Raw genomic sequence first — 22,574 nt, 5'->3', positions numbered from 1 at the left:
TATTTTTTAATAAATTCAAGAAAGTATCACTCCCAAGTTTTGCCATTTCTTCTTTCATGTTGCTGTACCGTTGTGTGGTTTTTATGCTTTTGTGCCCGAGTGTTTTGGAGATAATTTCAAGTGGAATATTGTTGTTCACAAGCGTAAAGCCGAGTAAGTGCCTAAAGTCATGTAGTCGCATTTTGAGCCCAAGCTTGTTTTTCATTTCTCTCCAAACCGAACGGGGAAAATCGGTCATTTTTTTTCCAGTAATGGGGGAGGGGAAAACAAGGCCTTTTTGACCTCCTCCCAAAAAAGTGAAATGCTCCAACAGTTCATCATCTAAAAGGTATTTTTGAGACTCTGATATTTTATTATTTTCGTCTCTTATCGTATAGCTTTTTTGGTAAAAATCAATGTCTTGCCATTCGAGACTCAATATTTCACCCTTCCGTCTTCCGCGCAGAAGAAACAAAAACATTAGTCGATATGAATTATTAGGAATATCTAAAATCTCTTCGTATAACATCTTGGCTTTTTCGTCCTCAATGAAAAATTTTCGTTCGTTGTTGAATTTTGGAATTTCAATATTTTGGGCTGGGTTAATCTCGATATACCTTTTTTTAATAGCATAATTCAAGATTGCTTTAATTAGGTTTCGTTGGTGTTTTGCAGTTTGCGGAGCATATCCTTTTTGTAACAAACTGCTGATAAGATTTTGTAAATCACTCGTTTTAATGTCGGTAATATTTTTTTTTGAAAGTTTTAAAAAATGTTTTTTAAAATAGTAAACTTTCGTATCTAGGGTTGATTTTCTCTGTGTTAGTGTAGCATGTTTAATATATTCATCAAACAGTGCCTGCAGGGTTATTTTTTTATTAAGAGGTTTGCCTGACTTGAGCGAAGCAATAAGTTCGTTACGTTTTTGGTAGGCAATAGAAGGGTTGGTTCTGATTTCATCGTTTGAATAGCCCACAATTTGATCAGTGTTTACAAGACCAATGATTTTTATTCTCGCAAAGTAAGTTTTAACTTTTGAGGTCGAATCTATTATGTAGTATACGCCTGGGAATTTTGTTTTGATTAAATCATTTCTCATTTACTGTAGCCATCCTTTACCGCACTATTTACCGCACTATTTTATCAGTATTTGGTAGAAAAAGATATAATAGACTCAAAGTTTTTAAATAAAACTCTTTGCTAAAGTCCCTTAAAATAGGCATTTTGTAGCTTTTAGTAAAGAAATATCAAAGATAATAAAAGCCCCGGTTTTAAATCTCATAAGCCGGAGGTCGGGGGTTCGAGTCCCCCCCTCGCCACCATCTTTAAAACCCCTTCAAATCGACGTTTCAGACACTTTTTCCACAAAAATACCTTCTCATAGTAAAATACCTTCCCACACTTTCCCCTGCGCTTGTTAAAATGCAATTACTAGAATCCTTTAAAAGAGAAGCCCGCTTTTTTTCTTGCGCGACTTTGGCGCTTTGCTAGCGTGGTATCCCACAACCCACCAGCCCAATACAAAGATGAGGGCGCCGAAGGTTCCGTTGAACAGTAGGAGGCAAAAAAGGGCTAAGGCCATGGCTATCATGCCTAGAACAGCGCGGTTGAGCGCAAGTGCAAGGACGGCGAGAAAGAGCCCTATCCAACCTGCGATGTTAAAGTGCACTATCTTGCCAAGCCAGAGGCGAACGAGGCATGTGAGGGTTTGGGGAGCGAGGGCGCACGCTTCGACGAGAGACTCTTTCACGTAGATATTTTCCTTAAGAAGCCAAAAGGCAAACCCGCTTGCAAGCAAGAGGCTCACTGGCTTGGTGAGCCCTTGCAAACGCTCTTTTGAGCGCCATAAAGCAAGGCCAAGCATCAACACAAACCCCACCCAAAGAAGGGCACTAGTGTTGCTAAGGGTTTCTGTAAAAAGCACTTTTAACCCCAAGAAAAAGAGCATCAAGGCACTCGCTTTTTCTAACATGCCATTTTCATGCTCGCCTTTTGTTGACATAAAAAATGCCAAATACACAACACCAATGATGCCCAGAGCACCTAGTTCAAAATTGCGATACCGCCCATCAAAGGCCAGGCCGATGGCGCTTATGAGCACTAAACTAACGGCAAGCAAGTGCGTCACATCCTCCTTTGCGCCCGCATTCCAAGGCGTTTGGCGCATCAAAATGTCAAGAGCACTGCGCAAGGAGCCGCGTTTGCTTGTTGTGCCTGTGAGCATAAAGCGTGTTAGTTTTACCCACAGCATCAAGGCAACGCCAAGAGAAAGCAACGCCCAACCGTATTCAGCAGGGCTTCTACATGTAAGCACATACGCGTGGGTTTGCCACGCCAGAGTGAGCGCGCCACTAAAAAGTACTGCAAAAAGGTAAGACCAGTGTTGGGGCGTGGGAGCGCTTTTGGAAAACAGCAACGCGCCTCCTCCTAGTGCCAATCCAAAACTTCCCAAAAAGAGCCAAAGGGCGGCGGGGAAGTTGGAAACTTGCCCGTGCAGGGTGTGCTTGTCTAGGCGATTGGCATCAAAAAGTCCCCAGTATCCGCCAACAGTACCCTCGTTGGCGCGTTTCCAAGGTTGGTCAAAGGCTTCGATGATGTTGTATTTCCACCCTTCCTGCTCGGCCATCTGTACAAATCCGCGCACAAAAGCAGCTTGAGCGGTGGGGCTAGGCGACGCACTTTCGCGCCTACGCCCTTGGCTTGGCCATCCTGTTTCGCCGATGACAATCTGCTTGTCGGGAATTTTGCGCGCCATCTCTTCGTAAACATCCTTTACATGTAAGAGTGCTTTGTCCACCGCGATAGGTTCGTCTTCCCAGTAGGGCAAGATGTGGATAGTAACCCTGTCTACTGCGGGGATGACGCTGGGGTGTTGGTTCCAAAATTCCCACACATCGGCGTAGGTGACGCGCGTGTTTGGCAATGCTTTTTTGACCCCTTCGATGCGCGCGACCAATTGGGTTGCGCTCATTTCCCGCCGCAAAAGCACTTCGTTGCCGACGACTACTACCTCGACAACATCGGCGTTTTCTTTGGCTAAAAGGATGGCCTTGTCTATCTCTTTTTGCGTGGCAATAGGGTCGCTACTTACCCACACTCCAAGCCACATCCCAAGCCCGTGTTGACGCGCGAGTGCGGGGAGCTCTTCGAGCCCAAGACTTGAATAGGTACGGATGCAGTCGGTGTAACGGGAGAGAAGTTCTAAGTCCTTATCCATGCGGTCTTTGGAGAGTGTTAGCCCTTTGTCAAAGTCAAAAGGGGATTCGTTTTTGCCAAAGGGCGCGTAGGAGAGGCATTGTAGCTTGACATTTGGCGCGAGTGTGGTGAGTTTGCCCGAGGGCAAAGCCATCCAAAACCAAAAAATGCCTAAGGCTAAAAACATGGCTAAGTAAAACAAGATAACTTTTACGGTGGGGTGCATGGGCAATGGCTCCAAAAGATAATGAGGGATTGTACAAAAAGTGTGCTTGGGGATTCGCGCGATTTGTGCTAGTTTTTATCGCAATTTTCATTTTAAAAAGTATACAATAGCCCAAACAGTTTAATGGATAACTATGGTGCGTATTATCAGTATTTTTTTCATCGTATTTTCAAGCATAAGTGCTCAAGAAGCCGTTTCGCTTCAGCTCAAATGGTTTCATCAATTCCAGTTTGCGGGGTATTATGCTGCTCTTGAAAAAGGGTTTTATGAAGAAGAAGGCTTACATGTAACGATTCGGGCGCGCAACCCTTTTGTGAACAACATCGACCAAGTGCTTGGAGGCGAAGCCCAATACGGCGTGTCGGATTCTATCTTGTTGCTTTACCGTGCAAAGGGCGAGCCTGTGGTTATCGTCTCTCCCATTTTTCAACACTCCCCTAGTGTCGTTCTGACACTCAAAAGCAGTGGCATCGACTCGCCCTATAAGCTTGAAAACAAAAAGCTCATTTTTTACCCAAGAGATACAGATGGGTTTGGCGTCTTGGCAATGCTAAAGCATTTGGATGTTAAACCGCAACTCATTCGGGAAAAGTCGCAAGATAGCGTGACACTTTTAAAAGAAGGCGCGGTGGATGCGCTTAGCGCGTACGCGACCAATGAGCCATTTTATTTTTTGGAAGAGGGGATGGAAGTGAACATCCTAAACCCTTCCAACTACGGGTTTGCGATGTATGGCGACATGCTCTTTACTAATGAAACTGAGGCAAAGGAACACCCTGAGCGCGTGGAGCGTTTTCGGCGTGCTTCGTTAAAAGGGTGGCAGTATGCCCTTGAAAACAAAGAAGAAATCATCCGTCTTGTTCATCAAAAATACGCTCCCCATAAGTCCATCGAACACTTGCGCTTTGAAGCAGAGGCCATTGAGCAGATGATTGCGCACAAGATTACACCCCTTGGGACGCTTGATAAAGGAAGGCTAGAATACACCCTACAAACCTACGCGCAACACGGACTCATCGACAATAACGTGCCCGTGGATGAGTATGTGTTTGCTGCTTATAGCGAAAACGCGCAGCCAAGCAAACCGATGTTTACTCCCGAGGAGCGTGCGTATCTGGCAAAAAAGAAGATGATTCGTTTGTGCATTCAGCCCGATTGGATGCCCTTTGAAAAAAATGAACACGGGACGCATGTGGGGATGAGCGCGGATTATATGGCGCTGTTTGAAAAACATACAGATGTGCCCACACAACTGATAGAAACCTCTAGTTGGAGTGAGTCTTTAGCCTTTGTGCGGGAGCAAAAATGTGACATCATTCCTTTTATTTCGGACACGCCTGCGCGCCGCAGTTTTTTAAATTTTACGCAACCGTATTTAACTGTCCCGCTCGTGCTTGTGACAAGCATTAACCAACTCTTTGTGGAGGCATTGCATCAATTGTCAGACAAAAAAGTTGGCATCATTGCGGGCCATGCGATTAACGAAATCTTAAAAACCAACTACCCAAAAATCACATTTGTAGAAGTGGAGAGCCTTGAGAAGGGTTTTGAGCTTGTGCGTCGGGGTGAGTTGTTCGGGTTTGTCAACACGCTTCCTGTGGCGGGGTATCAGATTCAGCAGCGGTATTTTGGACAGCTAAAGATTGCTACAAAACTGGATGAATTTTTATCTTTAAGCGTTGGGGTGCGCAGTGATGAGCCCATGCTAAAGGACATCTTTGACAAAGCCATCGTCATGACATCGCCCCAAGTGCATCAGGAAATATTGAACCGCTGGGTGTCGGTGAGCTATGAGCAACGGAGTGATTATGTTTTGGTGTTGTGGTGGATGGCGGGGCTTTCAAGTGTTTTTGGGGTCATCGTTTTCTTTGTCGCCAAATCCAACCAAAAGCTTAATGGCGAGATTGACAGACGGGAAATCATCGAGCAAAAGCTCACGCGCTACATCGATTTGGTGGATAAACACATCATCATTTCCAGCACAGACTTGGATGGCGTGATTACGGAGGTTTCGACCAAGTTTTGCGAGATTTCAGGCTACAGCAAAGAAGAGTTGATTGGGAAAAAACACAACATCATCAAAGACCCTGATACGCCAAGAGAATTTTACGAGCAGATGTGGAAGGCGTTGGTTGAAGAAGGATACTGGTCAGGAGAGATACGCAACAAGGCAAAAAAAGGCACCTACTACTGGGTGCGCGCGGCGATTTCTTCTATCTTCGACCATAAGGGCAAGAAGATAGGCTACACCGCTATTCGCCAAAGCATCACCAGTGAAAAACTGCTTGAAGAGATGTCTGTAAAAGACGAACTCACGGGGGTGTTTAACCGACGGCATTTTAACGAGAGTGTTCCAAAGATGCTCAACAGTGCAAAACGCGACGAAGCGATGGTTTCTTTTGCGGTGTTTGATGTGGATTATTTTAAGCTTTACAACGACACGTACGGGCACCAGGAGGGCGACAGGGCGTTGCGCGAGATTGCCCAAAGGGTAGGGAAAAGCCTGAACCGTTCTGGCGATATTTTGTTTAGGCTAGGCGGCGAAGAGTTTGGCATTTTTTACCGAGGCTTGGACGCGCAACAATCTAGGGCGTTTTTAGAGGGCGTGCGCGTGGACATCGAAGAGCTTGGCATTACGCACGAGCACAACAGTGTAAGCCCTTGTATCACGGCCTCTTTTGGGCTTGTGGTAAAGGCTGCTAGCGAGATCGCAAGCCTTGATGCACTCTACAAAGAGGCGGATGACTTGCTCTACGCAGCCAAAGAAGCAGGGCGCAACTGCGTGAAAAGCAATGTGTGAGGAGTTAAGGTCTGTTTGTAGCTTGGTGAGACGTGTGGGTTATTTTACGATTCCTTCACGCCACGCATATACGGCGACTTTGGTGCGATCTTCCAAGTAGAGCTTGCTTAAGATATTGCTCACGTGGGACTTTACGGTTTTTTCTGAGATTGTTAGTCGGTTTGCAATGTCCATGTTTGACATTCCTTCTGCGATGCAATGCAACACTTCCATTTCACGTTCGGTTAAGTCTTCGTGCAGACAATCTTCTTGCCTCTTTGCCTCCTGCGTTCGCGTGACAACCGACACAAGTGCTTTGGCAATGCGTGGGCTTATCGTACTTTCGCCCGCTGCTGCTTTTCGCACAGCACCAATGAGGTCTTCTGGTGTCGTATCTTTTAAGATATAAGAGATTGCGCCTGCTTGGGTTGTTGGAACAACATATTCATCCCCCTCGTGAGAAGTGACCATGATAATCTGGCTACGTGGGCTAACTTTTTTAATCTGACGCACGGTTTCAACCGCAGGTTGATCGGGCATAAACAAATCAAGCAGCACCACATCAGGCGCATATTTTTTTGCAGCAGCCACGGCTTCAGCTCCACAAGAAGCAACGGCCATCACTTCAATGTCTTTGGCGGTGGCAAGAAAAACGCTCAAGCCCTTGCGAACCATGGCGTGATCGTCAGCCAAAATAAGTGTGATTTTATCGGTCATGTTTCATTCTCCCACGAAAGCGTAATCTGACTTCCAGTGCCCATAGTGCTTTTGATATCAAATGTTCCGTGTGGCAAATCTCGCATTCGCTCACGCATGGAGATTAGGCCAAATCCTTTCGTTTTTTTCTCAGCATCAAAACCGCTTCCGTTGTCAGTGATGGTAAGGGTGGCATTGTTGTGATTAATCTTGCTTGCTACCATGATTTTAGACGCTTTGCCATGACGTACCGCATTTATGAAGGATTCTTGCACAATGCGCAGTACATGGTGCTCGGTGTGCGCGTTAAGTTGGATAGAATCAAAATGTTCCAACGTAATATCTGTGCCAAAGCGGCGCTTGAAATCATCCGCAATCATCGTAATACGTTCATAAAGCGAGGCATCACCAGTCCCTGTGGGGCGCAGTTGGGTGATGATTTCCATCAGATCATGTTGTGCTTCACGGGTGATAGCCTCGGCCTCAAGGATGTGCTCACGCGCGGCTTCCATTACGGCGGGCTTGGTCTTGGCTGTTGCTAGTTGAAGTCCCAGCGCAAACAGTTTTTGTTTTACAGTATCATGCAATTCGCGCGCTAAACGGGTTCGCTCATCACTCACGGCGATGTTTTGCTTCAAGCTTAAAAACAATTCCAAATCTTGGGCCATGTCGTTAAGATGTTGGCTGTGTCGAATGAGCACATCATCACTTGGTAGTGCGATTCGTGCCTCAAAATTACCTTGCCGCCAACTCTCCGTAACTTCGTTCATTTTCTGCAATTGCTTTGTCACGTAACGAGAAGCTATCAAGCCGCAAGCTATGCCTATTGGCACAGAGAGAAAAAGTAAATCGCCGATGATGCAAAACAGAAAAAAGAAGGTGCTTTGGAGCTGTATCCAGAGATTAAATTCGGCGATATGCAAAACGCGCAAATGTCCAATGAGTGTGCCATGCTCATCTCTTATGTGCTTATCTACCCAGATGGACCCCTTTTTTGCCAACCGCGTGACGTGGTCTTGCATGAGAGGCAGTTGTTTTTGCAAGGCAAATACATGCGCTATGTCTATTGGAAAATCTACAGGGTCAGATAACAAGAGGTGGTCGTTTTTGTCGGTAATCTGAATATACACTTCAGGTCGACTAGAATTGGTAATGCGGTAGGTTGAAATACCGCCAACATGTTCTTCTATGTTTATCAATCTTTCGCGGATGTTGTCTCGTGCCTTATCTAGCCACTTGGTGTTGTTGGTGTCACGGATTGCTTGCGCAACAATGAGTTGTTCACCGGCCACTAGGCTTTCGATACCCTCAGGGGTGATGGCCTTGCGGAAATCACTGTAGTCATTGATGCCATATAGCATAATGATGAGTATCATCATCGCACAAAAAGAAAGCAGTGTGTAGCTTATGGCAAGTTGACACCACAAGTACCTCATGAAATTCGGATAATAGTTAGATAAATTCTTCATGCCGCATTATAAAAGAATTCTTCAAAAATTACATCCTCCTTAAGGCGGAGTTGCAATGATTTTCTCCCTCCTATGCGACTTTAGCCCGATGTGCTAAATGCAATAAACTGCTATATTCCCATTTTCGATTTCATACAACCCCACAAACAAAAGGAGTCATCTATGTTACGCAATATACGGTTACTTTCACTGGTAAGCCTTTCTGTGCTTGCCATTATGCCTGCCACTAGTGTGCATGCTGAGGAAATAATGGTCGGGTCAAACCCTGAACAAAAAAATTGGCTTAGTCCTAAATGGTTTGAAAAAAAGGACTGGAATTTTGCGCTAGGTGGGGGTGTGATGTACGGCCCTAAGTATGAAGGCTCGGACAATTACACTGCCAAGGCGCTTCCTGATATTTCTGTTGATTACAAAGATGGTTTATTCTTTGCAACTATTTTTGATGGAATCGGCAGTTATCCCATCCGTGGTGAACATTATAAAATCGGAGCATCTATAGGATTTGAATTTGGGCGAGACGAAGATGACGATAAGGAAAACCTGCGGGGCATGGGCGATGTCGATACGTCGCTCGTTGCTAACTTGATGGGTGAATACAGCTTTGGCCCTATCCAAGTTTCAGGAAAACTTACAAAAGGCAACAGTGATTATGGTACTACCGCAACAGTGGAAGTAGGCAGTATGTTTCACATTAACAACCAACTCACGCTGATGACTTCGGTCGGTTCAACCTGGGCGGATACGGATCACATGAAGAGTTATTTTGGTGTTTCTCCCACCCAATCTGCGCGATCGGGCTATGGCCGCTATGATGCAACATCTGGAATCAAGTCCATTGGTCTTGCTGTTGGTGCCTTTTATTCTGTTACAGAAAACTGGGAAGTAAAGGTGATGGTCAAAGCAGACAAACTACTAGGCGATGCCGCAGACAGCCCTATAGTGAAAGACGATTTTAACCCCGCCACATTTGTAACCATGAGTTATAAATTCTAAGCCAAAAGAAACATGAAATAAAGGTGGTAGTCTAGCGCGACTCTATTATCACACAGGTAAGCCTCCCTGAGGGTTTGGCGTATCTGTTTATTTTGAAAACAGGACTGATGAAAAAAATTAACCTATTAACACTCTTTGTTGTTGTGTTTTTTGCCCTTATTGCCTTTTTTTTGCTAAAAAGTGCGCCCGAAAATGACGCACCTGAGATAGCACAAGCAATAGCGGCACTCACGGTAAGTGAAACAAGGGCAATCGAGGCAGAATGGACAAGGACTGCAAAAGCTACCGGTTCCATTTTTGCTTGGCAAGAGGCGATTATTGGTGCGGAAATTTCTGGCCATAGGCTAGTTGCTATTATGGCTGATGTGGGCGATACTGTAAAAAAAGGTGATATTTTGGCCCGCTTCAATACTGAAATACTCGAAGCCGAATACGCCGAATTGAAAGCAAATTGGGTGGCGGCAGAATCAAACCAAAAGCGCGCCCTAGCCCTGAAGGACTCGGGCGCAATGAGCGGGCAGGTTGTGGATGACTACATCAATAAAGCAGCCGTAGCGAAGGCGCAAATGGATGCTAAAGCGCTACAGCTTAACTATGCAAATGTTGTTGCGCTGGATGATGGGATTATTAGTGCGCGTCATGCAACATTGGGCGCTGTGGGTGCAGCCGGAGATGAATTGTTCCGCCTTATCAGACAAAATAGACTCGAGTGGCGGGGCGAATTAACAGCGGCGCAAATGGTCCATGTTGTCCAATCTCAGCCTGTGGTATTGTCACTGCCAAACGGCGATAAGGCGGAGGGAGTAGTCCGACAGATTGCCCCTTTTTATAATCCAGAAACCCGCATGAGGACAGTTTTTGTGGATATTAAAGCGGGTAGCGCCGCCCAAGCGGGCATGTATGCGCAAGGGGAAATCATTCTTGGTGGGCAAATTTCCCTAAGCCTCCCTGCAAAGAGCGTTCTCATCCGCGACGGGCGCAACTATGTTTTTAGTATCAATGACCATGCCTTGGGTGCGGTCGTTCGTCAACATGAAGTCCAGCTTGGTCAGGTGCAAGGCGGCAAGGCGCAAATTCTATCTGGCATAACAAAAGACACACGTATTGTGTTGCAAGGCACAGGCTTTTTAAACGATGGCGATAACGTACGGGTTTTGCCTAGAAAAGAGGGTGAAGAATGAATTTTGCCATTTGGTCCATAAAAAACCCGATACCTTCTGTTTTGTTGTTTATACTTCTAACCCTTGCCGGGCTTTATAATTTTAACAAGTTTACAATTCAGGATTTGCCTGATATCACTTTTCCTCAAGTTGAGGTCTCTTTGTCTCTTCCTGGTGCGGCACCTTCACAACTCGAAACAGAAGTTGCTCGCAAAGTGGAAGATGCAATCGCCAGTGTTGCTGGCATAAAGCACCTGTCCACGTCGATTACAGAGGGCAGTGTTGTAATTGGGGTTTCTTTTGTGCTTGAAAAAAATATTTCAGATGCACTCCTAGAGACAAGAGATGCTGTTGAGCGCGTTTGGCAAGATTTGCCAGCCAACCTCGAAGCGCCAAGGGTTTCTGCCATACGCCTTAACGACTCATCTTTAATGACCTATGCGATTTCTTCTTCACTATTAAATGAGGAAGCGTTATCGTGGTTTGTGGACGACACGCTAGGTAAACGTTTTGCGTCTATTGAGGGTGTGGGGAAATTTGGTAGGGTTGGCGGGGTTAGTCGCGAAGTTAGGGTTGAGGTTGACCCTGTAAAACTGGCGGCTTTAAACATAACAGCGGCGGATGTTTCTATGGCCCTAAAGCAAGTGCAACTTGAAACATCAGGTGGACGTGCCTATGTGGGGGAGGCGGAGCAATCCCTTAGGACAATCGCAACAGTAACGCGAGTAGAAGAGTTAAACGCCTTGCCACTTGCACTCTCTGGCGGTCGTCATGCCCGATTGGACCAAGTAGCGCATGTGTATGATACTCACGCTAAGCGCACTGAAGCTGCTTTGTTAAATGGAAAGGAAAGTATCGCATTTCAAATATACGGTTCCAAAGGCGCCAATGAGGTGCAAATTGCAGAAGATGTGGTCTTGGCCATTGAATACCTTAAGCAAGAATACCCAGACTTAACAATCACTCCTATTGTAAATTCGGTGACTTATACGTTAGAACAATACGAAGGCTCGATGCACATGCTCTACGAAGGGGCCATTCTTGCTGTTATCGTGGTTGGTTTTTTTCTGCGAGACTGGCGTGCGACACTTATTTCTGCAGCAGCCTTGCCGTTGTCTATTATTCCAAGTTTTGGGATTATGTATTTGTTTGGCTTTTCTCTTAATACTCTGACACTTTTGGCTTTGGCCGTTGTCGTTGGTATCCTCATTGATGATGCGATTGTGGAGATTGAGAACATCGTGCGCCATAAACGCATGGGCAAAAGTACCCTCGAAGCGACAAAAGAAGCTGTAAATGAAATCGCCATGGCGGTAATTTCCACAACACTAACGATTGTTGTGGTGTTTTTGCCAACTGCTCTCATGAGTGGAATCACAGGGCTACTTTTTAGGCAATTTGGCTGGACAATTGTTATTTCTGTTCTTATGTCTTTATTGGTAGCAAGGCTCATAACGCCACTGATGGCCGTGCATTTTCTTAAAGGTAACACAAAACACCATCATGAGCAAGATGGCTTTATCATGAAGAAATACCTCATTGCGGTACGGTGGTGCCTTTTTCATCAAAAGAAAACCCTATTTTTGGCTGCTGCCTTTTTTGGAATGTCACTGTTTTTAGCGACAAAACTCCCTACGGGGTTTTTACCATCTTCTGACATGGGATACACAAACCTCAGCATCGAACTGCCTCCTGGTAGTGCCTTGGAAGATACAGTGTTAACCGCGGAGGCTGTCCGCAAGGCGGTTGAAAATATTGAGGGTATTGAAAATATCTTTGCGATGATTGGTGCTGGGGGAGAAGATGACGAGAACGCTGCGGGCACTGTACGTAAAGGCACGTTGATTTTAGTTTTTGAGCCAAAGGGAAAGCGTCCGTCACAAAATGTGATTGACCGTGAAATCAGAAAGGTGCTACTGGATATCCCCGGCGCTAAATTTACGTTGAGAAATGACGGGCCAGGTGAAAATTTTTCTATTTCCCTTTCTAGTGAGAATACGGAGGCGTTAATGCAAACTGCCGCCGCCGTGGAAAAAGAGTTGCGCAGTTTGAAAATTTTGTCCAACATCAATTCAACGGCCAGCCTTCAGCGCCCAGAGATTAATATACGCCTAGATTTTGCCCGCGCCGCAGAACTTGGCATAACAACGCAAGCCATCGCCGATACAGTACGTATAGCAACTTCTGGTGATTTTGACCCGCATCTTTCAAGACTCAATCTTGACTCTAGGCAATTGTACATTCGGGTGCAAATGGCCGAGAGTGCTTTGCGCGACATAGATACCATCTCAGCTTTGCGCATCCCAACACATTTGGGGCAAACGGCACTTTCCAATGTCGCTAGTATCACCACCAGTACCGGCCCTTCTCAGATTGACCGCTACGACCGACAACGCTATGTGACCCTCAGTGCAGATTTAGGCGGTACGGCTTTTGGCCAAGCACTCGATGAAGCCCTGGCGCTACCGGCTATTAAGAATAAACCCTCTAGTATCAACGTATTGGAAAAAGGTGACGCGGAATTGATGAACGAATTGTTTTCGGGGTTTGGTATTGCCATGTTCACTGGAGTTTTATGTGTTTTTTGCGTACTGATTCTTTTGTTTAAGGATTTCTTCCAGCCCATTACCATTCTCTCCGCTTTACCTTTGTCTTTTGGCGGCTCAATTCTCGCACTTTTGATGGTCGGTGAGCAAATAAGCCTTCCTGCGCTCATTGGCATTATTATGCTTATGGGTATTGTTACTAAAAATTCTATCTTGCTCGTGGAATACACTATCATGGGTATGCAAAAAAGAGGTCTTTCGCGTTTTGATGCCATCCTCGATGCTTGCCATAAGCGCGCGCGACCCATCATTATGACAACAACAGCCATGATTGCTGGCATGTTGCCCATCGCTCTTGGCATGGGGGGCGATGCGAGTTTTCGACAACCTATGGCGATTACTGTCATAGGCGGACTAATAACCTCAACTCTTTTAAGCCTTCTGGTGGTACCTGTCATCTTCACCTATATAGATATAATGGAATTATGGCTTGCTAGGACGGTTAAAAGATTGTCATTCTCCTTTGAAAATAAAGAGATTTTAGCACCTTAAACTGTCGCCATTTTCAGGGCTTTTTCTTTACATGTAACGCATTTGAAACTTTATTAAATAACCCCTGCTATACTCATTTTTTGATAATGCGTTTTAATCTTACTGTTGAAGGAATATTATGAAATACGTTCTTACCGCGTTGTTCTTGCTGCTGCCTTTGGGGCTTTTTGCTAATGTTTTAAGCGTGGGTGCGCCTCTTGCGTTGCCTAGCGTTCAAGACCAGTTTGAAAAACCCCTCGTTGCGACACCCCAAACCCGTCAAATCATCGTTGCTTACACTAAAAAGCACGGAGCTGTGATGAAAAAACTCCTAGAGGAAAACCCTGATTATTTGCGTGAAAATGACGCGCTTTACCTCATGGATGCCGCAGGAGTGCCTGGGCCAGTCATGAGCCTGTTTATGCTGCCAAAGTTTAAAAAGTACACTTATGCTATTGGCTTACTTAAAGAGAAAGACGATGTGGCGTATTTTCCTAAAAAAGAGGACCATTTCACTATCATCACACTTGAAAATCTCAACGTCACGGCTATTGATTTTAAAGAAAAATTTTAAGCGTTTGAGGGGCTATCTTCCTGCCTCTCAAAACTGACACAAAACCAATTTTTCCCCTCGTCGTGGTAATACGCCAAGAAAAACCCGTGCTTTTGGATGATGGCATTGGCGATGTAAAGCCCAAGACCAAGGCCATTGCTCGCCCCTTCTTGGTCACGGTTGAAGGCGCGCGAAAAATCCAGCCGCTCTTTAGGCAGGGGTTCGCCCACGCTTGTAAAACAAACCTCGCGCTTGCTCAGGGTGATTTCCACGCCATCTTGCGTGTAGCGCAAGGCATTGTCAATCAAGTTTTTCATGGCCGTAGCAAAAAGCTCAAAATCCACCCGCACAAGCCCTGCTACTGACCTTCCCATGATGCGCACCCGCGACGTTTCCCCCATGAGCAAATCCATCGCATGGTCCAAAACATCCACAAGGCGGTATTCTTCAAGTTGAAAATACCACTCGTTGGAGGTGAGTTTTTCTACTTTTACGCTCTCTTCTAACAAACTTTCCAAGCGCACGAAAACCCGCGAGAGCGAGGTTCTTTGCGACACTTTTTCTACTTGTTCGGAGAGGATTTTCCCTTTCATGATGGGAGTTTTAAGCTCATGCAAAATGTTGCGCAAAAAAAGCGTGCGGGCTTCTTTGAGGTGGTGTATCTTTTCCATGGTGATGTTAAACTCATGGGCAATCTCACCAAGTTCATCATGCCCCTCTAGGGCAATAGGGCTTGACGCGGGACTTTCCCTGAAGGCTTTGATAGCGTTTTTTAGGTTTTGAAGGCGTAAAAGTTTGCGCAAAACCACGGCAAAAAACACCAACAGTAACCCGTTGATAAGAATGCCAAGCACAAACACATGGTGTGCCGCGTCGTCTTTGGTGTCTTCTAGGACAAACAACGTATGGGGCGGAAGCGGTGGAAAATGCGCCTCATTGGGAGTAAAAGGCGGAGGTGGAGGCGGTGGATTTGGCACAAAATAAAGGGTCTCATCAAAACGCACAAGGGTGAAAAAATGGTCTTCAAAAAGGGTCACCCCTTTTTCCAAAAGCAAAGATTTTGGCAGCTCGCTGATGCTTACATGTAACGCTTCTAAATGCTGCGCTATTTCCCCTTGTGGTGTGTCGTGCAGGAGTTTTATGGCCAACATAAACCGCTGAAAAGCAAAGGTTTGGCGTTCGCTGATTTGGCGTTTGTATTCTAAGGTGAGTGCGAGGTTAATGAGGCCGAGTGTAAACGCAAAAAAAAGCGAAACAAGGGCGGTGATGGAAAGGTTACGCATTGAGAAACTTGTACCCAACCCCACGCACAGAAAGGATGAAGCGGGGGTCTCTGGGATTGTCTCCTATCTTTTGGCGAATACGCCCGACGATGACATCGATGCTTTTGAGGCTACTTTCGTATTTGATAGCAGCGATGTTGAGCAAGATTTCTTCGCGGGAGATGACGCAGCCTTCTTTTTTGAGCATGTACGCCACGATGTCGTACTCCGCATGGGTGAGTTTAAGGGCTTTGCCAGATTTTAAGATGAGGTGTTTTTCGTGGTCAATGTAAAAAGGTACCGCCGACTCCACAGCGCCATTGCCGCGACGCAAAATCGCCCGCAGGCGAAAGGCGAGTTCTCTGGGGTTGTAAGGTTTGGGTAAAAAATCATCCGCGCCCCGCTCAAAGCCCATGATTTTGTCATTCATGTCACTGCGCGCTGAAGAGATGATGATGGGAAGCTCAGGGATAGACTCACGCACCACGCGGCAAATTTCAAGGCCGTCGATTTGGGGCAAAGAGAGGTCAAGTACCAGCGCATCAAACCGCTCATCTTGCAAGGCAGTAAGCCCCTCTAGGGGCGAGTAGGCCAGCTTTGCTTCGATGCCTTCGGTGTGTAACGCCGCACCCAAAAGTTGTGCAAGCTCGCTGTCGTCTTCAATGATGAGTATGCGTATCATGGGGGAGATTATAGCCAAGACCGAGTAAACCAAAAGTAACAAACCACGCATCGGGGTATGCGTGGTTTGCGCGTGCTAGGCACTAAGGTTAAGAGCAGATTCGGCAGTAAGACTAGAAGTAGAATAAGAAGCAATGATGTTGGCCATCAAAAGTTGCATCAAATCTTTAGGTTCTGAGGCCTCTTTGGCTTCTTTGAGGGAAGCTTGGTAAGCCATGGCTTCAGCAGCAGTGACGGTTCCATCTTCGTTAGTATCGGCTGCTTCAGCAACAGAAGAGTTGGATGCGCTTGCTTGCAATGTGCCAACTTCGTCCTCTTCTTCCTCATCCTCTTCACTACCCGAAGGCGGTGGCGGTGGAGGTGGCGCTGCACTTACGGTTCCAGCCGAAGCACTTGCTTCAAGACCACTGAGCAATTCTTCAAAGCTTAGTGAGCCGTCTTCGTCCGTATCCATGGCGGTAAAGGCTTCTTCAAGCGCTTTTTCGTCACTGATATTTGAGAGTTCTAGCGCCGCTTGGCTGAACTCCACCCTGTCAATTCCTCCACTCTCGTCCGAGTCGACGGTCTTAAACAAGGCATCGGCTAACTCTTCGCGGGAAGCTTTGGCTGTCGCACCCGTGTAATAACTCGGGTAGGCAACGCTTCCATACAAAGAGTAGGTGTCCACATTCATCTTCTCCTCCTGTATTGGATTTGGGAATTTTCCCATAAACCATGCTAACACCAAAGGAGTAAACGGTGGGTAACATTTGAAGTAGATTAATACTTAATTTTTAACTTCCTTATTCGCTTTCTACAATGTGGCGAATACGAAGGCTAAACAAATATGCCTGTATTTATGATTTTGTATTCATGAGTTGCAGGTTTGGCTCAGTGTATTGATCGTAAAAATTAAATTTTATGGTGTTGAGATTGAGGACGTGCATGAGTTGAAATAAAAAGACTGCTGTAAAAGAACCCCTGTCTAGTTTTTTGCGAATAGATCCTTCTGTTGTATCCGTGTATCCATGGGCTTTAAAAAGCTGTTCTAGCTTCGCCATATCAATTTCTCTCTTTTTAATCTCCGCTTTTATTTGCGTGCTTACAAATTTTTCCCAATCAAATTCTGTGTGCATGTTACCTCTTTTTTTGCATTATAAAGGACATATATGTACCAAATGACCTATAAATGTCTTGACATTGTAACATAAAAAGGTCTATAATTGTGGATGAAAAAATAATAAGGAGTTGGAGATGGATAATATGGCCAGTAGGGTAACGCGCATTATTAAGGGGAACATCAATGCACTCATTGACGCAGCAGAGGGCAGTAATCCTGCCATCATAGCCAAGCAAACCATCCGCGAAATCGAAAGTGTTGCGAGTGAGAACAAGCTAGAGCTTGGAAAACTTGACCTTCAAAAAAGAAACCTTCAAGAAAAATTGATGCATCTTCAAAGTGAGCACGCAGAACTTTTGGGCCAAATCAAAGCAGCACTGCACGAAGAGAGAGAAGATTTGGCGCAAGCGGGAATTGAAGAACAAATGAGCATCGAATCAGCAATTGAAACCTTAAAAACCAACATCACCAAAACAGAGGCAGAGCTTCAAAAGTATGAGGGATTTTTAAGTGCTTTAAAAACAAAAAAAAGTGAAATTGAAAAAGAATTGGAGCAATTCAAAAAGGTTGGAAGTGCATCCATGCTACTTGCCTCTAAAGAGCAACTAAGCGACGCAGAAACAGCCTTCCACCGCGTCATGGGCGCCGATGGGGTCTTTCGGGCCAAAGAGGACAGTGCCCAAAAAAACAAGCTCACCGAGCTTGAAAATCTTACCAAAGATACTGCTGTACGAAAACGATTAGAAGCCATTAAAGCCACACTGCATGAGTAGTGTCCTTTTTGACCCTGCATTGATGCCCTTTAGTGTAGCTCTTGGCCTAATGTTTTTAATAGCCCTACTGGAGGGAGTTGGTCTTTTACTCGGTGCGGGGTTATCAAATGTATTTGACGCATTTTTGCCAAATTTTGATTTTGACCTAGATGCGTCCCCGAATGCATTAAGCCAAATCTTGGGTTGGATGAACGTTGGAAAGGTGCCGCTTCTTGTAATTATTATTACAATCTTGGTCTTGTTTGGTCTTGGCGGTTTTGCGGTCCAGTACATTATGTTTGCGGTGAGCGGAAGTTATCTCTCGCCACTTTTGGCTGTTCCATTAGTACTTGCAGGGTCTTTGCCCCTTGTGAAAAAAACAACACACCTCATGGGTAAAATTTTACCCTCAGATGAGAGTTCCGCATTGCGACTTGAAGATTTTATTGGCGGAGTTGCTGTTATTACGCTTGGGACTGCCAAAAAAGGTGCTCCCGCAGAAGCACGTTATGTGGATCGCTACGGACAACACCACCACTTTATGGTAGAGCCAGAAAAAGATAAAGTGTTCTATCAAGGCGATTCTGTTATGTTGAGTAAACAGACAAAATTTGGATTTTACGTCGTAGATGTTACGAATGAATACTTAAAATAAGGGGAGAAAATGGGATTGAATACTCACATTGATTTTGCAACTTTAGTGATTATAACCATACTTGTGGCGTTGATTGCTGTTGGTTTGGTGGTCGCAAGGCTTTACAGGCGTTCCACAAAAGAAATGGCCTTTGTGCGTACAGGTTTGGGGGGAGAAAAAGTAATCTTAAACGGTGGTGCGATAGTTTTACCTGTTTTTCATGAGATTACATCGGTCAATATGCGTACGTTGCGCCTAGAAGTTGCACGTAAAAATGATCAAGCCCTCATTACTGGTGATAGAATGCGTGTTGATGTGCAAGCGGAGTTTTACGTGAGGGTTAAGCCTGAGGCAAATTCTATTGCGCAAGCGGCGCAAGCACTTGGCTCACGGACACTTTACCCCGACGAGCTTAAAGCACTGATTGAAGGTAAATTTGTAGACGCATTACGCTCTGTGGCTGCTGAAATGCAGATGACGGAATTGCACGAAAAACGAGCTGATTTTGTACAAAAAGTTCAAACCGTGGTTGCTGAGGATTTATTTAAAAATGGCTTAGAGCTTGAAACGGTCTCTTTGACAGGTCTTGACCAAACAAGCAAAGAACATTTTAATCCTGACAATGCCTTTGACGCAGAGGGTTTGCTTCGCCTGACTGAAGAGATTGAAGAACGAAGAAAAAAACGCAACGATATCGAGCGAGATACGGAGTTGCAAATCCAACAAAAAAACTTGCAAACGACTAAAGAATCCCTTAATATCAAAAAAGATGAAGAGTATGCTTCGTTGGAACAAGTTAGAGAGATTCAAACCAAAAGGGCAGAACAAGAAGCAGATATTGAAGTCAAGCGCGCGTTACAAAAACAATTGGCAGAAGAGGCAAAGATAGAAGCGGATAAAAAAATCGAACAAACACGGATTTTAAGCGAACAAGAAATTGGGCAACGCAAAATCCAAAGGGATAAAATAGTCGAACTTGAAGCCCAGCTCAAGCAGATTGAAATCAACAACAGATCCAAAGAAGAGTCTGTGGCACGTGGTGAAGCGGACAAGGCTAGGGCTATTGCTATCAAAGAAGAAGAGGGAATCAAAACGGTTCGAGAAGTTGAAATGGCTGAACGTAAAAAACGTGTTGAAATCATCGATGCACAAAGAGAAGCAGAAAAAGAGGCAACGGAGCTTAAGGTTGGCGCGGAAGCCGAGAAACTAGCAGCGCAAGATAGGGCAGAAGCCATCACAACCGCCGCAAAAGCAGAAGCAGAAGCACTCAAGATTAAAGCTGAGGCAAAAGAAAAAGATTACAGCGTTGAAGCCAAGGGCAAGCGTGAACTCAACGAGGCGGCAAACCAACTCTCTTCAGAGCAAATTGCTGCAAAATTACAAATGGAGCTTTTTAGGGTTCTTCCAAGTATCATTGCCGAGAGCGTAAAACCCATGCAAAACATTGAAAGCATCAAAATCATGGACACGGGCAACGGAGGTAATTTTGCAAGCGTCGTAGGTGGGCAAGGTAGTACTGAAGGTGGTGCGGGAGACATCACTGCACAAATCATCCAAAGCCTTTTAAAATACAGAGCCCAAGCACCTATTGTGGACTATATGCTCTCTAGCGTTGGTCTTAAAGACGGAGTGGGCGACATTTCCTCTTTAATGGAAAAAATCGATAACATCAAGGGCGAAGGAAAGCAAACCGAAGCTAATCAGGTCGCCATTAGCTAAACGCCACTGAAACATACCCCACAACGCTGTTTTCATCCCCGTTGCGCTCAAAACTGGTGCGGTACTCTAGCACGTTGGGCGAGAGCGGGAATGATACGGCGACGTCTACAAGGGCTTTAACCCCAATAATCCCACACGCTTCGCACCCCTCTAACGTCTTTACATGTAAGGCTTTGATGGCCTCAATGCACGCACTGTCTTTTTCTTTAGCCTCAGCAAGCGGGTAAAAATGGCTCAAATCCGTGCTGATGACCACCAAGGTTTCTGGCGCGTCAAGGCAGGTGCGCACAAGCTTGGCGAGGGCCTCATGGGAAAGGGCGCCATAGACGATTTCCACGACACTGGCTTTTGGGAAAAAGCACTTGAGTAACGGCATTTGCACTTCAGTGGAGTGTTCGTGATGGGCTGAGGGTAAAAACCCAAGCCAGTCGAATTGTTTGCGCAACAAAGCGCAAAAATTCGTGTCGATGGCAAGGGCGCCGCAAGGGGTGGGAAAGTGGGCGTATTGGGCCACCGACGCACCATTTAAGCGTACGCGGTGGCTTGGGCCGATGACCACCACACGCTTGGGCGTGGCGCAAGAAGCGTAGGCTAACGACGCGGTAATCCCACTGTAAATGTACCCCGCATGAGGCACGATGAGCGCGCGAGGCGAGGAGGCAAGAACAGGGGCGCGGTCTTTGGCGTAGGCGACCAAACCCGCGATCTCTTCGCACGCTTCGGGGTAAAACATTCCCGCAACGGCTAAGGGGCGTGAACTCATGAAAAAACTCCTTCTAAGGGGCGGTTACATGTAAGGCATTTTCCCTCTTTGAGTCCCACAACACGGCTTTTAAAACCGTCTCGCTCGATGAGTAAAGTCCTACATGTAAGGCAGTGGGTGGGGTTGTCTAGCCCCACGTTACCAAGGTAAATGGTTGCCAAGCCTTCTTCTTGCCCGATGGCCTTGGCACGAAGCAGACTTTGGGGCGAGGTGGGCGGTAAGTTGGTTTGTTTGTAGGTCGGGTGAAACGCGCTCACGTGCCACGGGGTGGTCGTGCCAAGCTGGGTGGCGATGAACCGCGCAAGGGCACGCACCTCCGCCTCGCTGTCGTTTTGAGAAGGGATGAGCAAGGTGGTCACTTCTGTCCAAATCCCAAGGTCTTTAAGGCCGATGAGGTTGTCGCACACTACCTCAAGTTTTCCGCCAAGGCGTTTGTAGGTGGTGGGGTTGAAGGCTTTAAGGTCGATGTTGGCCGCGTCTATAAAAGAGGGCAGGGCGCGCAGGGTTTCTTGGGAGAAAAAACCGTTACTCACCCAAATGTTTTTAAGCCCCACATCCCTAGCACGCACGCCGATGTCTTTGGCATAGGGAAAAAAAATGGTGGGTTCGTTGTAGGTGTAGCTGATGGACGCGCAGCCTTTTTCTTGGGCGAGGGCGACGATGGCCTCGGGAGAGAGGGTGCGCGCGAATATTTTGGGGACGTATTGGGAGAGTTGCCAGTTTTGGCAAAAATCGCACACGAAGTTACACCCTGCGGTGCCCAGAGAAAGGGTCAAGGAGCCAGGCAAAAAATGGTAAAGAGGTTTTTTCTCCACAGGGTCAACATGCAAGGCTTCAGGATGGCCATACACGAGGGTGACTAGGGCGTTTTGAAGGTTTTGATTGACCCCACAACGCCCTATCTGGCCCTCTTTGAGGCGGCAGTGGTGGGCGCAATAAGGACAGGTAATCATCGGATTTTCTGGGCGCGGTAGCGGTAGATGTCAGGATGCGAAGCAAGGCAGTTGGCCCCAAGACCTGCTTTTTGGCACAGGTGGCTAAAAAATTGCTCAAAGTGTGGCAATTGCTCCCAAACTTGGGGCAAGAAGGTTGCGCGCCGATGCCCAAGCTGTAAGATGATGCCATCTTCTCCTGGGACGACTTGGGCTTTAAGGTCGGCGATGTCGTGGTAAGTGAGTTTTTGTGGCGCACTGAGTAGGGAGATTTCAAGTAAGGTGTTCTCAAACTCTTCAGGGCTCAAAGGGTAAAACCGCGGGTCTTCAAAAGCCGCCGCCTTGGCATTGGCGATGAGGTCATCTGCTAAAGGACGGTACGCTTCAAGGGTTCCGATACAACCTCGAAGTTCTCCGTTTAGGGTAAGCGTGACAAAGGTAGCTTGGGGTGCTAAGAGCTCAGGATATTGCGCTTTTAACGCCTGTACATCAAGGGAAAAAGAGGGGTCAAAAACCTCCTTGATGGCACCGCGGGCAAGCGCAAGAAGTGTCGTGTGCATGAAAACCTCCCTTTTAGACCGTCGTGGTATAATCTTACCAAAAAT

19 protein-coding genes are annotated in these 22,574 nt (G+C 46.2%); 8 read left to right on the top strand and 11 right to left on the bottom strand.

What is annotated here, in order from left to right; all coding sequences use genetic code 11:
- Together AC5SLM_RS02685 and AC5SLM_RS02680 are read right to left on the bottom strand one after the other, a co-directional pair.
- The coding region (locus AC5SLM_RS02685; RefSeq protein ID WP_495249383.1) for a tyrosine-type recombinase/integrase at positions 1–1,078 on the bottom strand (1,078 nt) is incomplete at its 3' end.
- A 342-nt stretch (positions 1,079–1,420) separates the two neighbouring features.
- A complete protein-coding gene (locus AC5SLM_RS02680; protein ID WP_495249382.1) occupies positions 1,421–3,400 on the bottom strand; it encodes a glycoside hydrolase family 17 protein in 1,980 nt (659 codons plus the stop codon).
- A gap of 133 nt (positions 3,401–3,533) precedes the next feature.
- Here AC5SLM_RS02680 and AC5SLM_RS02675 point away from each other — a divergent pair, with 133 nt between their 5' ends.
- Positions 3,534–6,200, top strand: a complete 2,667-nt coding sequence (locus AC5SLM_RS02675) for an ABC transporter substrate-binding protein (RefSeq protein ID WP_495249381.1) — start codon at positions 3,534–3,536, stop codon at positions 6,198–6,200.
- Between the two features lie 39 nt (positions 6,201–6,239).
- Here the strand turns inward: AC5SLM_RS02675 and AC5SLM_RS02670 are convergent, their stop codons facing one another.
- Together AC5SLM_RS02670 and AC5SLM_RS02665 are read right to left on the bottom strand one after the other, a co-directional pair.
- Positions 6,240–6,896, bottom strand: a complete 657-nt coding sequence (locus tag AC5SLM_RS02670; RefSeq protein ID WP_495249380.1) for a response regulator — start codon at positions 6,894–6,896, stop codon at positions 6,240–6,242.
- Positions 6,893–8,302: a sensor histidine kinase gene (locus tag AC5SLM_RS02665; protein WP_495249379.1), complete on the bottom strand. Its 1,410-nt coding sequence runs from the start codon at positions 8,300–8,302 to the stop codon at positions 6,893–6,895. The genes AC5SLM_RS02670 and AC5SLM_RS02665 overlap by 4 nt, the downstream gene beginning before the upstream one ends.
- Positions 8,303–8,506: 204 nt before the next feature.
- Here AC5SLM_RS02665 and AC5SLM_RS02660 point away from each other — a divergent pair, with 204 nt between their 5' ends.
- The 4 genes from AC5SLM_RS02660 to AC5SLM_RS02645 all read left to right on the top strand — a co-directional run bounded on the left by AC5SLM_RS02660 (position 8,507) and on the right by AC5SLM_RS02645 (position 14,148).
- Entirely contained in the window at positions 8,507–9,337 is an 831-nt protein-coding gene (locus AC5SLM_RS02660; RefSeq protein ID WP_495249378.1) for a MipA/OmpV family protein, read from the top strand.
- A 74-nt stretch (positions 9,338–9,411) separates the two neighbouring features.
- On the top strand, positions 9,412–10,518 hold the full coding sequence (locus AC5SLM_RS02655) for an efflux RND transporter periplasmic adaptor subunit (RefSeq protein ID WP_495249377.1): 1,107 nt from the start codon (positions 9,412–9,414) through the stop codon (positions 10,516–10,518).
- Positions 10,515–13,595: an efflux RND transporter permease subunit gene (locus tag AC5SLM_RS02650; RefSeq protein WP_495249376.1), complete on the top strand. Its 3,081-nt coding sequence runs from the start codon at positions 10,515–10,517 to the stop codon at positions 13,593–13,595. The genes AC5SLM_RS02655 and AC5SLM_RS02650 overlap by 4 nt, the downstream gene beginning before the upstream one ends.
- A gap of 118 nt (positions 13,596–13,713) precedes the next feature.
- Positions 13,714–14,148: a hypothetical protein gene (locus AC5SLM_RS02645; protein WP_495249375.1), complete on the top strand. Its 435-nt coding sequence runs from the start codon at positions 13,714–13,716 to the stop codon at positions 14,146–14,148.
- Here AC5SLM_RS02645 and AC5SLM_RS02640 read toward each other — a convergent pair.
- The 4 genes from AC5SLM_RS02640 to AC5SLM_RS02625 all read right to left on the bottom strand — a co-directional run bounded on the left by AC5SLM_RS02640 (position 14,145) and on the right by AC5SLM_RS02625 (position 17,185).
- Positions 14,145–15,410, bottom strand: coding sequence for an ArsS family sensor histidine kinase (locus tag AC5SLM_RS02640; RefSeq protein WP_495249374.1), 1,266 nt, complete (start codon positions 15,408–15,410; stop codon positions 14,145–14,147). The two genes, AC5SLM_RS02645 and AC5SLM_RS02640, sit on opposite strands and share 4 nt — an antisense overlap.
- Complete coding sequence (locus tag AC5SLM_RS02635) at positions 15,403–16,071, bottom strand: response regulator transcription factor (protein ID WP_495249373.1); 669 nt, start codon at positions 16,069–16,071, stop codon at positions 15,403–15,405. The genes AC5SLM_RS02640 and AC5SLM_RS02635 overlap by 8 nt, the downstream gene beginning before the upstream one ends.
- Positions 16,072–16,146: 75 nt before the next feature.
- Positions 16,147–16,743: an EF-hand domain-containing protein gene (locus tag AC5SLM_RS02630; RefSeq protein ID WP_495249372.1), complete on the bottom strand. Its 597-nt coding sequence runs from the start codon at positions 16,741–16,743 to the stop codon at positions 16,147–16,149.
- A 163-nt stretch (positions 16,744–16,906) separates the two neighbouring features.
- Positions 16,907–17,185: a DUF6471 domain-containing protein gene (locus AC5SLM_RS02625; RefSeq protein WP_495249371.1), complete on the bottom strand. Its 279-nt coding sequence runs from the start codon at positions 17,183–17,185 to the stop codon at positions 16,907–16,909.
- 118 nt (positions 17,186–17,303) lie between these two features.
- Here AC5SLM_RS02625 and AC5SLM_RS02620 point away from each other — a divergent pair, with 118 nt between their 5' ends.
- From AC5SLM_RS02620 to AC5SLM_RS02610, 3 genes are read left to right on the top strand one after another with little or no spacing between them, the layout of a single operon-like run.
- A complete protein-coding gene (locus AC5SLM_RS02620) occupies positions 17,304–17,942 on the top strand; it encodes a PspA/IM30 family protein (protein ID WP_495249370.1) in 639 nt (212 codons plus the stop codon).
- Positions 17,935–18,576, top strand: a complete 642-nt coding sequence (locus tag AC5SLM_RS02615; protein WP_495249369.1) for an OB-fold-containig protein — start codon at positions 17,935–17,937, stop codon at positions 18,574–18,576. Before AC5SLM_RS02620 ends, AC5SLM_RS02615 begins: the two co-directional genes overlap by 8 nt.
- Before the next feature lie 9 nt (positions 18,577–18,585).
- Complete coding sequence (locus AC5SLM_RS02610) at positions 18,586–20,274, top strand: flotillin family protein (RefSeq protein ID WP_495249368.1); 1,689 nt, start codon at positions 18,586–18,588, stop codon at positions 20,272–20,274.
- On the opposite strand, the gene amrB is transcribed toward AC5SLM_RS02610, so the two are convergent.
- From amrB to amrA, 3 genes are read right to left on the bottom strand one after another with little or no spacing between them, the layout of a single operon-like run.
- A complete protein-coding gene (gene amrB, locus AC5SLM_RS02605; protein ID WP_495249367.1) occupies positions 20,267–21,037 on the bottom strand; it encodes an AmmeMemoRadiSam system protein B in 771 nt (256 codons plus the stop codon). The two genes, AC5SLM_RS02610 and amrB, sit on opposite strands and share 8 nt — an antisense overlap.
- Entirely contained in the window at positions 21,034–21,990 is a 957-nt protein-coding gene (amrS, locus tag AC5SLM_RS02600) for an AmmeMemoRadiSam system radical SAM enzyme (RefSeq protein WP_495249366.1), read from the bottom strand. The genes amrB and amrS overlap by 4 nt, the downstream gene beginning before the upstream one ends.
- The gene (gene amrA / locus AC5SLM_RS02595) at positions 21,987–22,529 is read right to left on the bottom strand and encodes an AmmeMemoRadiSam system protein A (protein ID WP_495249365.1); all 543 of its coding nucleotides are present in this window, start codon (positions 22,527–22,529) and stop codon (positions 21,987–21,989) included. The genes amrS and amrA overlap by 4 nt, the downstream gene beginning before the upstream one ends.
- Positions 22,530–22,574 lie beyond the last annotated feature (45 nt).

Source organism: Sulfurospirillum sp. HTRB-L1 (assembly GCF_059415125.1).
The sequence above is the reverse complement of the archived record's forward strand: the minus strand, read 5'-3'. Positions and strand labels throughout refer to the sequence as shown.

Bases quoted from the DNA above. Each gene is read 5' to 3' on its own strand.
- AC5SLM_RS02680 (WP_495249382.1), bottom strand. From the start codon at position 3,400: ATGCACCCCACCGTAAAAGTTATCTTGTTTTACTTAGCCATGTTTTTA.
- AC5SLM_RS02675 (WP_495249381.1), top strand. From the start codon at position 3,534: ATGGTGCGTATTATCAGTATTTTTTTCATCGTATTTTCAAGCATAAGT.
- AC5SLM_RS02670 (WP_495249380.1), bottom strand. From the start codon at position 6,896: ATGACCGATAAAATCACACTTATTTTGGCTGACGATCACGCCATGGTT.
- AC5SLM_RS02660 (WP_495249378.1), top strand. From the start codon at position 8,507: ATGTTACGCAATATACGGTTACTTTCACTGGTAAGCCTTTCTGTGCTT.
- AC5SLM_RS02650 (WP_495249376.1), top strand. From the start codon at position 10,515: ATGAATTTTGCCATTTGGTCCATAAAAAACCCGATACCTTCTGTTTTG.
- AC5SLM_RS02645 (WP_495249375.1), top strand. From the start codon at position 13,714: ATGAAATACGTTCTTACCGCGTTGTTCTTGCTGCTGCCTTTGGGGCTT.
- AC5SLM_RS02640 (WP_495249374.1), bottom strand. From the start codon at position 15,410: ATGCGTAACCTTTCCATCACCGCCCTTGTTTCGCTTTTTTTTGCGTTT.
- AC5SLM_RS02635 (WP_495249373.1), bottom strand. From the start codon at position 16,071: ATGATACGCATACTCATCATTGAAGACGACAGCGAGCTTGCACAACTT.
- AC5SLM_RS02630 (WP_495249372.1), bottom strand. From the start codon at position 16,743: ATGAATGTGGACACCTACTCTTTGTATGGAAGCGTTGCCTACCCGAGT.
- AC5SLM_RS02625 (WP_495249371.1), bottom strand. From the start codon at position 17,185: ATGCACACAGAATTTGATTGGGAAAAATTTGTAAGCACGCAAATAAAA.
- AC5SLM_RS02620 (WP_495249370.1), top strand. From the start codon at position 17,304: ATGGATAATATGGCCAGTAGGGTAACGCGCATTATTAAGGGGAACATC.
- AC5SLM_RS02615 (WP_495249369.1), top strand. From the start codon at position 17,935: ATGAGTAGTGTCCTTTTTGACCCTGCATTGATGCCCTTTAGTGTAGCT.
- AC5SLM_RS02610 (WP_495249368.1), top strand. From the start codon at position 18,586: ATGGGATTGAATACTCACATTGATTTTGCAACTTTAGTGATTATAACC.
- amrB (WP_495249367.1), bottom strand. From the start codon at position 21,037: ATGAGTTCACGCCCCTTAGCCGTTGCGGGAATGTTTTACCCCGAAGCG.
- amrS (WP_495249366.1), bottom strand. From the start codon at position 21,990: ATGATTACCTGTCCTTATTGCGCCCACCACTGCCGCCTCAAAGAGGGC.
- amrA (WP_495249365.1), bottom strand. From the start codon at position 22,529: ATGCACACGACACTTCTTGCGCTTGCCCGCGGTGCCATCAAGGAGGTT.